This is a genomic window from Corynebacterium otitidis ATCC 51513, assembly GCF_000296405.1.
In the GTDB taxonomy this organism is placed as follows: Bacteria; Actinomycetota; Actinomycetes; order Mycobacteriales; family Mycobacteriaceae; genus Corynebacterium; species Corynebacterium otitidis.
The window spans coordinates 350384-357487 of record NZ_JH815192.1 but is presented as its reverse complement, the minus strand read 5'-3'; the positions used below and the strand labels follow the sequence as shown (position 1 = coordinate 357487).

Here is a 7104-nt window from a genome sequence, read left to right as displayed (position 1 = left end):
GCGGGCGCGCAGCGCCGCCGCCTCCGCGGGGAACGTCGTCGAGGCGGCCTTGGAGAGGAGCGCGGCGGCGAGCCGGGCGCGCCGCGGATCGCCCGCGGGCCGGCCGCCCGCGCTAAAGGTGGGGAGATAGGGATAGGGAAGCGCCCGGTCGGCGAGCGGGTACAGCCCGGCGATGCCGACCAGCAGGCGGCGCAGCTCGCCCTCATCCGGCGCGGGCGCGCCGGGCAGCCCGCTTCCCGCCCGCCACTCGGCGGCGTGCGCGCCGAGCGCTTCTGGGGCGAGCTCGGCCGCCGCGGCGTCGATGAGCGGGGCTGCTGCCGCGCCCAGCGCTGCGAGCAGGTCGGGCGGCGCCCAGCCGGAGGCGGCGGCGTGGCGTAGGTAGAGGATCGCGGTGGACTCGAGGTCGGCGCGCTCGGCGGGGGACATGGCTGCTCCATTCGTCGGTGTCGAGTTGTCGGGGCGGCGCGCCTCGGAGCGGCCGCGGGGCCAAGTGGAGCACCCCGCCCGGATCGGCTAGCGAATACATGTTCGAATAGCGCGCTCGGTGTGAGCCGCCGCCGGTATGCTTGGGGCCTATGGAGAGCCAACAGGAGTTCGTACTGCAATCCATCGAGGAGCAGGACATCCGCTTCATCAGGCTGTGGTTCACCGACATCCTCGGCCACCTGAAGTCGGTCGTCGTCTCCCCCGCGGAGCTCGAGAGCGCCTTCGAGGAGGGCGTGGGCTTCGACGGCTCCTCGGTGCAGGGCTTCGCGCGCATCTCCGAGGCCGACACCATCGCGCTGCCGGACCCCTCGACCTTCCAGCTCATGCCCTTCGACGAGGAGGAGCCCGAGGTCAAGGCCGCGCGCATGTTCTGCGACATCGTTCTGCCCGACGGGCAGCCGATGTTCTCCGACCCGCGCCACATCCTGCGCCACCAGGTCGAGCTCGCCGCCGACGACGGGTTCACCCCCATGGTCTCCCCGGAGATCGAGTTCTACCTCTACACCGACAACGGCGACCCGGCACACCCCATCCTCACCCCGACCGACAACGGCGGCTACTTCGACCAGGCGAGCAACAACGTCGCCCCGAAGTTCCGCCGCCAGGCGATGCTCGCGCTCGAGTCGATGGGCGTGGTCACCGAGTTCTCCCACCACGAGACCGCGCCGGGCCAGCAGGAGATCGACCTGCGCCACGCCGAGGCCGTGACGATGGCGGACTCGGTGATGACCTTCCGGTACGTCGTGCGCCAGGTCGCGCGCCGCAACGACGTCAAGGCGACGTTCATGCCCATGCCGTACCGGGACGCGGCGGGCTCGGCGATGCACACCCACCTCTCGCTCTTCGAGGGCTCCGACAACGCCTTCCACGACCCGGACGACGAGTTCAGCCTCTCGGAGACCGCGCGGCACTTCATCGCCGGCGTGCTCGCCCACGCCCCGGAGCTCTCCGTGGTGACCAACCAGTGGCCGAACTCGTACAAGCGGATCATCTTCGGCGACGAGGCGCCCACCGCCGCGACGTGGGGCGTGTCGAACCGCTCCGCGCTCGTTCGCGTGCCGACCTACCGGCTCACCAAGGAGGAGTCGCGCCGGGTTGAGGTGCGCAACATCGACTCCGGCTGCAACCCGTACCTCGCATTCGCCGCGGTCATCGCCGCCGGGCTCAAGGGCATCAAGGAGGGCTACGAGCTCGACGACCCGGCCGAGGACAACATCTCCGAGCTCAGCCGCCACGAGCGCCGCGCGATGGGCTATGAGGACCTGCCGCGCAGCCTCGACCACGCGCTGCGCAAGGCCGAGAAGTCCGAGCTGCTCGCCGACATCCTCGGCGAGCACGTCTTTGAGTACCTGCTGCGCGCCAAGTGGCAGGAGTGGCACCGCTACGAGTCCCAGATCACCCCCTGGGAGCTCACCAACCTCCTTGACTTCTAAGGCCGCCCGGGCGAGAAGAGAGGCCCGGCCGTCGAGAAGAACCAACGATAGGAAAGGAGCACCGACCGGTGCCGGCAACGTCGCGAACCTCCGCGATCCCGCGCCCCGCGGTCCTCGGGCTGCAGGGCAGCCGGGCCGGCGAGGACATCGCCGAGCTCGGCTGGGACAACACCGACCACGTGCCCGCGCTGTGGGCGCTCGCCGGCAGCGGGCGGCCCAACCTCGCGCTCAACACGATGCTGCGCCTCGCGCAGGGGCTGAAAGACGCCGGCGAGGCCGAGGACTTCGACCGGGCGCTGCGCGAGGACGCGCGCTTCCGGGTGCGGCTCATGGCGCTCATCGGCGGCTCCTCGGCGTTCGGCGACCACCTCGCCGCGCACCCCGAGACCTGGCGGGAGCTGCTCGAAGACCTGCCCACCCGCGAGGAGATGATGGCCGGCATGCTCGAGTCGGTGGGCGCCACGCCCGCCTTCGAGCCCGGCGACGCCGCGCCCGGCGGGGAGGAGCCCGACGACGACAGCGCGGGCGGCGACTCGGGCGAGGCGTGGCGCGGCGAGCCCGACCCGGCGAGCGAGGACCTCTCGACCGCGGGCACCTACCGCGCGGCCGAGTCGGGGCGCGCCGCCGAGACCAAGGCCCGGGAGCGCTACCGCACCCTGATGATGCGCATCGCCGCCCACGACCTGGCCGGCACGTTCCCCGAGACCCAGCGCCACCCCGGCCACCCCGAGGTGCCCATCCGCAAGGTCATGCGGCTCTTGAGCGACCTCGCGGACGCGGCGGTGACCTGCGCGCTCGCGGTCGCGGTGCGCACGGTCTACGGCGACGAGCGCCCCGAGAGCCGGCTCGCGGTCGTCGCGTTGGGCAAGTGCGGCGCCCAGGAGCTCAACTTCCTCTCGGACGTCGACGTGCTCTTCGTCGCGGAGCCCGCGACGTCGAAGGCGACGCGGCTCGCCGCGGAGACCACCGCGGTGGGCTCGCGCTGCTTCTTCGAGATCGACGCGAACCTCCGCCCGGAGGGCCGCTCCGGGGCGCTGGTGCGCACCCTCGCCTCGCACGTCGCTTACTACGACAAGTGGGCCGAGACGTGGGAGTTCCAGGCCCAGCTCAAGGGCCGCGCGCAGGCCGGCAACCTGGCGCTGGGGGAGGCCTACACCGACGCGATCGGGGAGCGGGTGTGGGAGGCCTCCAGGCGCGACTCGTTCGTCGCGGACATCCAGGCGATGCGCCGCAGGGTCGTCGACAACGTGCCCAAGGACGAGGCCGGCCGGGAGCTCAAGCTCGGCAAGGGCGGGCTGCGCGACGTCGAGTTCGCCGTGCAGCTCCTCCAGCTCGTCCACGGCCGCTCGGACGTGAGCCTTCGGGTGCGCTCCACGCTCGAGGCCCTCGACGCGCTCATCGCCGGCGGCTACGTCGGCCGCGAGGACGGCCCCAGGCTCCAGGAGGCCTACGGCTTCCTTAGGCTCCTCGAGCACCGCCTCCAGCAGCAGCGCCTCAAGCGCACCCACGTGCTGCCCAGCGAGGACGACGAGGAGAACCTCCAGTGGGTCGCCAGGTCCGCGGGCTTTCGGGCGAGGCGCTCGAACTCCGCGACCGACGAGTTCGTCGTGAGCCTGAGGCGGGTGAGGCTGCTCATCTCCGAGCTGCACTCCAGGCTCTTCTACCGCCCGCTGCTCGACTCGGTTGTCAACTTCGACGTCGACACCCTGAAGCTCTCCCCGAAGGCGGTGCAGCGCCAGCTCACCGCGCTGGGCTACCAGTTCCCCGAGCGCGCCGTCGAGCACCTCACCAGGCTCGCGACCGGCTCGTCGCGCAAGGCCCGCATTCAGGCGCTGCTCCTGCCGACGCTCATGGAGTGGCTCTCGCGCACCGCAGACCCCGACGCGGGCCTGCTCAACTACCGCAAGCTCTCCGAGGCGGCCCACGACAAGTCGTGGTTCTTAAGGCTCCTGCGCGACGAGGGGGTGGTGGGCCGCCGGCTCATCCACATCCTCGGCACCTCGCCGTACACCGCCTCGCTCATCATCCAGAACCCCGACCTGGTCAAGATGCTCGAGGACGGCGCGAGCGGGCCCAGGCTCATGTCGACCTCCCCGTCGACGGTGTCGCGCTCCCTGGTCGCGGCCGCGGGCCGCTACCGCGACCCGGACAAGGCCATCTCGGTGGCGCGCTCCCTGCGCCGCAGCGAGCTCGCCCGCATCGCCTCGGCGACGCTGCTGGGCATGCTCGACGTGCCCCGCGTCTGCGAGGCGCTCTCTCGGGTGTGGGTCGCGGTGCTCGAGGCGTCGCTGCGCGCCGAGATTCGGTACCGGCTCGCCGAGTCCGGCGACGAGGAGCCGCCCGCGCGCATCGCGGTCATCGGCATGGGCCGGCTCGGCGGCGCGGAGCTGTGCTTCGGCTCGGACGCCGACGTCCTCTTCGTCGCCGAGCCCGCCGACGGCGAGGACGAGTCCCGGGCTCTCAAGTGGGCGAGCGGGGTGTGCGACTCGATGCGCCGGCGCTTAAAGAAGCCCTCCGACGACCCGCCCATCGAGGTCGACGTCGGGCTGCGCCCCGAGGGCCGCTCCGGGGCGCTCGTGCGCACCGTGGAGTCCTACCGGCGTTACTACGAGCGCTGGGGGGAGACCTGGGAGCTCCAGGCGCTGCTGCGCGCCGCGCCCGTCGCCGGCGACCGGGAGCTCGCCGACCGCTTCCTTAAGGTCATCGACGACTTCCGCTACCCGAGCTCCGGGATCGAGGAGGCCACCATCCGCGAGGTGCGCCGCATGAAGGCCCGCGTCGACAACGAGCGCCTGCCGCGCGGCGCGGACCGCTCCACCCACACTAAGCTCGGCCGCGGGGGCTTAACCGACATCGAGTGGACCGTGCAGCTCTTCACCCTCATGCACGTTCACCGCGTGCCGGGGCTGCGCACCCCCTCGACGCTCGGCGCGCTCGACGTGCTCGCGGAGGAGGAGATCTTAAGCGCCCGCGACGCGGAGATCTTGAAGGAGGCGTGGCTCACCGCGACCGCGACGCGCAACGCGCTCGTGCTCGTCAAGGGCCGGCGCCACGACCAGCTGCCCAAGCCGGGCCCGCAGCTCGCGCAGGTCGCCGGCGCGGCCGGCTGGGACCCCGACGACCCGCAGGGCTTCCTCGAGCACTACCTGCGCGTCACCCGCCGCGCTCGCGCCGTCGTCGACCAGGCCTTCTGGGGCGAGCGCACCCTCGAGCCCTAGCAGGCCGGGCGCCGCGCCGCGGCGTATCCGCCAAAAAATTAAAGTAAATCAATCCTTAGTTTGATGTTCTAGGGTTGGCTCGGTGGCTATTCTGTCAACGACATTGCCAAGGATCAGCTAAGGATGACGGATGACGACCGATAGCCGCCTCGCGCACGCCCGCCCCGCCGGGCTGTGGCGCCGCCTCAAGGCCGCGACCGAGGCCCCCCACCACGACGCCGAGCACTCCGACTTCATGGAGCGGCTCTTCACCGGCGCGGGCAGCCGCGAGGACTTCGTGCGCCTCCAGGAGCAGGCCCTCATCTTCTACCGCGCCCTCGAGGACGCCGGCCACCTGCTCGCCGACCACCCTGTCGCCTCCCGGGTCATCGACCCCCGCCTCGAGCGCGTCGCGCGCCTCGAATCGGACCTCGACGAGCTCCACGGCGATACCTCCTGGCGTGAGTCCCTCGAGCCCACGCCCGAGACCCGCGACTACGTCGCCCGGCTGCGCCGCATCGGCGAGGAGAAAGACGGCGTCGCGTTCGTCGCCCACCACTACGTGCGCTACCTCGGCGACCTCTCCGGCGGGCAGGCCATCGCCGCGGTCTGCCGGCGCCGCTACGGCATCCCGCCCGAGGCTTTGAGTTTCTACCGCTTCGAGGAGGTCGGGCCCATCAAGCGCTACCGCGACGCCTACCGTGCCGAGCTCGACCGGCTGCCGCTCGCGCCGGGGGAAGACACCCGGCTCATCGCCGAGGCCGGGCTCGCCTTCCGCCTCAACATGGCGGTCTTCGCGGGCCTCGGCCGCGGGGAGCCCGCCGCCGCCGGGATCGCCTAGCGGCCCCGGCCCCGCCGCAGCGGCGGGATCGGCCCGATAAGCGGCGCCACGAGCCCCGAGACCTGCCGGTGCCTGGCCCGGTAGGCCGCCCGGTCCTCGGCGAGCGCCTCGAGCACGAAGTCGCGCACCCGCGGGTTGTAGAGCACTGCCGAGTGGTCGGAGAAGTCCAGCGGCGCGCCGTCCTGCAGCACGATGTTGCGCACCTCCCGGGCGGCCGCCGGCGTGCCCGGGTCCGGGTGGAGGCGCTGCGTCTGCCACGGGGTGACCATCTGGTCGTAGCGCGTCATGATCATCGTGTAGTCCACCCCGGGCACCGTCTCCCCGTGGCGATTCATCACCGCCACCGCCTCCCCGGTGATCGCCTGGTCCTGTAGCGCGCCGCCCAGCCAGCGGCTCGCCCAGCTCAGCGCCGGGATCCCGTGCTGCTCCAGCCAGATGACCGGCCACACCAACCCGGAGAGCGTGCTGCCCCGGTTGTTGCCCGCCAGGCCCACGAGCCGGCGCACCCGGTTGCGGCCCGGCCCGTCGTTCTCCAGCGAGTCGGCGATAAAAAGCTTCGCCTGCGCCACGCCCTGCGAGTGCGCCACGAGGTCGACCTGCGGCGCGCCGGTGAGCTCCTGGACGCGGTCGATATACGCCGCGACCTCCCGCTGGCTCTCCAGCAGCGGGCGAATCCCGTGCACCGAGCGCATCCGGCCCAGCCCGATCCGGTCGTCCGAGCCGTAGTCGAAGGCGAACACCCGGTAGCCCTGCTGCGCGAGCGCCGGCGCCAGGTAGGAAAACGTCACGTACGAGTTCGCCCACGTCCCGTGCAGCAGCACCACCGGCACCGGGTGGGTCACCGGGCGGCGCGGCTCGGGGTCGTTGACCCCGCGCGGCAGCCACTCCGGGTGCCGCGAGGCGCGCCGCTGCGCGCTCGGGAAGCTGTGGGACACCGGCACCCGCACCCCGGGGGCGGGCGGCAGCTCGACGCGGAGCGGTGGCTTTTCCATACCCCGATCCTACCGCCGCCCGGCGGCCGGAATGAAGGCTTTCGCCAGGCCGGGGCGTCTAGCCCAGGCGCCGCCGCGCGATAAGCGCCGCCGCGCCCAGCGCGACCGCGACCAGGCCCGCGCCCGCCGCGGCGAGCAGCCCGGCCTGCATGTCG

4 protein-coding genes and 1 pseudogene are annotated in these 7104 nt (G+C 72.3%); 3 read left to right on the top strand and 2 right to left on the bottom strand.

The features are described 5' to 3' along the window. Window positions 1–426, bottom strand: a pseudogene (locus HMPREF9719_RS01550) (hypothetical protein); the annotation flags it as partial. A 149-nt stretch (window positions 427–575) separates the two neighbouring features. Here HMPREF9719_RS01550 and HMPREF9719_RS01545 point away from each other — a divergent pair. The 3 genes from HMPREF9719_RS01545 to HMPREF9719_RS01535 all read left to right on the top strand — a co-directional run bounded on the left by HMPREF9719_RS01545 (window position 576) and on the right by HMPREF9719_RS01535 (window position 5957). After that, on the top strand, window positions 576–1919 hold the full coding sequence (locus HMPREF9719_RS01545; protein ID WP_004600202.1) for a glutamine synthetase family protein: 1344 nt from the start codon (window positions 576–578) through the stop codon (window positions 1917–1919). Between the two features lie 68 nt (window positions 1920–1987). Further along, window positions 1988–5137 carry a bifunctional [glutamine synthetase] adenylyltransferase/[glutamine synthetase]-adenylyl-L-tyrosine phosphorylase gene (locus HMPREF9719_RS01540; protein ID WP_004600201.1) on the top strand — a complete coding sequence of 1050 codons (3150 nt, stop codon included), beginning with the start codon at window positions 1988–1990 and terminating at the stop codon, window positions 5135–5137. A 130-nt stretch (window positions 5138–5267) separates the two neighbouring features. Then, window positions 5268–5957, top strand: coding sequence for a biliverdin-producing heme oxygenase (locus tag HMPREF9719_RS01535; RefSeq protein ID WP_004600200.1), 690 nt, complete (start codon window positions 5268–5270; stop codon window positions 5955–5957). On the opposite strand, the gene HMPREF9719_RS01530 is transcribed toward HMPREF9719_RS01535, so the two are convergent. Next, window positions 5954–6949 (bottom strand): esterase/lipase family protein, encoded by a 996-nt coding sequence (locus HMPREF9719_RS01530; protein ID WP_004600199.1) that lies wholly within the window; start codon window positions 6947–6949, stop codon window positions 5954–5956. The genes HMPREF9719_RS01535 and HMPREF9719_RS01530 overlap by 4 nt on opposite strands. Window positions 6950–7104 lie beyond the last annotated feature (155 nt).

What these genes read in the sequence shown, in the direction of transcription:
- HMPREF9719_RS01545 (WP_004600202.1), top strand. Translation starts at nt 576, where the DNA reads ATGGAGAGCCAACAGGAGTTCGTACTGCAATCCATCGAGGAGCAGGAC.
- HMPREF9719_RS01535 (WP_004600200.1), top strand. Translation starts at nt 5,268, where the DNA reads ATGACGACCGATAGCCGCCTCGCGCACGCCCGCCCCGCCGGGCTGTGG.
- HMPREF9719_RS01530 (WP_004600199.1), bottom strand. Translation starts at nt 6,949, where the DNA reads ATGGAAAAGCCACCGCTCCGCGTCGAGCTGCCGCCCGCCCCCGGGGTG.